General features: G+C 54.3%; 8 tRNA genes. All 8 read right to left on the minus strand.

The features are described 5' to 3' along the window. Positions 1–47 precede the first annotated feature (47 nt). Positions 48–122 (minus strand) — tRNA-Gly (locus BN3795_RS00005). Positions 123–138: 16 nt separating this feature from the next. Then, positions 139–214 (minus strand) — tRNA-Lys (locus BN3795_RS00010). Positions 215–239: 25 nt separating this feature from the next. Further along, positions 240–316, minus strand: a tRNA-Asp gene (locus BN3795_RS00015). Between the two features lie 35 nt (positions 317–351). Next, positions 352–425 (minus strand) — tRNA-Met (locus BN3795_RS00020). 19 nt (positions 426–444) lie between these two features. After that, positions 445–520 (minus strand) — tRNA-Val (locus BN3795_RS00025). A 20-nt stretch (positions 521–540) separates the two neighbouring features. Beyond that, positions 541–612: transfer RNA gene (locus BN3795_RS00030), tRNA-Glu, on the minus strand. A gap of 17 nt (positions 613–629) precedes the next feature. Further along, positions 630–721, minus strand: a tRNA-Ser gene (locus BN3795_RS00035). Between the two features lie 66 nt (positions 722–787). After that, positions 788–860, minus strand: a tRNA-Asn gene (locus BN3795_RS00040). Positions 861–911: the final 51 nt, after the last annotated feature.

A 911-nucleotide genomic window follows, 5' to 3' on the forward strand; every position in this document is an offset into this window, starting at 1 on the left:
TCGTAGTCAAACGCTCTATCCAGCTGAGCTAAGGGCGCGTATGAAGATGGAGCGGACGACGGGAATCGAACCCGCGACCCTCGCCTTGGCAAGGCGATGCTCTACCGCTGAGCCACGTCCGCATGAACAATATGAAACTGGTGAGCCATGAAGGACTCGAACCTTCGACACCCTGATTAAAAGTCAGGTGCTCTACCAACTGAGCTAATGGCTCGTACAATCAGAACGATGAGAATAAATGGCGGAGCCGACGGGATTCGAACCCGCGGTCTCCTGCGTGACAGGCAGGCATGTTAGGCCTCTACACCACGGCTCCACACTTAGATCATTGCATCCTCGGATTGAGGATAATTGCGGGGGCAGGATTTGAACCTGCGGCCTTCGGGTTATGAGCCCGACGAGCTACCGGGCTGCTCCACCCCGCGTCAGTAATAAAAATTATTATGGTGGAGGCTGAGGGGATCGAACCCCCGACCCTCTGCTTGTAAGGCAGATGCTCTCCCAGCTGAGCTAAGCCTCCAAATCTGGGAAGGTAAAGAATGACCCGTAGGGGATTCGAACCCCTGTTACCTCCGTGAAAGGGAGGTGTCTTAACCCCTTGACCAACGGGCCACAAGTAAAGTCCTTGCTGGCGGAGAGAGAGGGATTCGAACCCTCGAGACGCTTGTGACGCCTACACGATTTCCAATCGTGCTCCTTCGGCCAACTCGGACACCTCTCCATATGAGTTGGTTTTCCCAGAAGGGAAGCAAATATGCATTGCATAAATGCTCCCTTCCAGAATGGACTCCCCGAACAGGACTCGAACCTGTGACAACTCGATTAACAGTCGAGTGCTCTACCGACTGAGCTATCAGGGAACATTGCTTGGCGGCGTCCTACTCTCCCAGGACCCTTCGGTCCAAGTACCA

This window comes from Paenibacillus phocaeensis (assembly GCF_900021165.1).
GTDB lineage: Bacteria > Bacillota > Bacilli > Paenibacillales > Paenibacillaceae > Fontibacillus > Fontibacillus phocaensis.